The sequence below is a fragment of the Bradyrhizobium sp. Kon56 genome, assembly GCF_055807635.1.
Genome location: NZ_JBVVOU010000481.1, coordinates 1 through 260 on the forward strand (window position 1 = coordinate 1; position 260 = coordinate 260).

Annotated in this window: 1 protein-coding gene; it reads right to left on the bottom strand. The window is 55.4% G+C overall.

Features of this window, described 5'->3' with window-relative positions; translation table 11 throughout:
• On the bottom strand, positions 1–260 hold a 260-nt coding region (locus tag AC0L3B_RS39745; RefSeq protein WP_473383353.1), incomplete at both ends, for a flagellar cap protein FliD N-terminal domain-containing protein.

Consider the following 260-nt stretch of genomic DNA (forward strand, 5'->3'; position numbering starts at 1 on the left):
GTGTCAGTCTTGTTGACCACGGTAGATGCGCCACCCGCAAAATTGGCGGTGGTCAGTTTCGAAGGTTGGGCCAGCTGCGATACCACCAGCGAGAACGAGCCGTTTGAAGCACCCGCCCCTGCAGTCATGGTGGCAACTTTTTCATCCGAAGAAGTACCGACCAAGCCACTGAAGCTGTTATCGGTCCCCATGGTCTTGAGTGCACCACGAAACGCATCCAACGCCGCTTGAATCTTTCCGATGGACGACAAGACTGACAC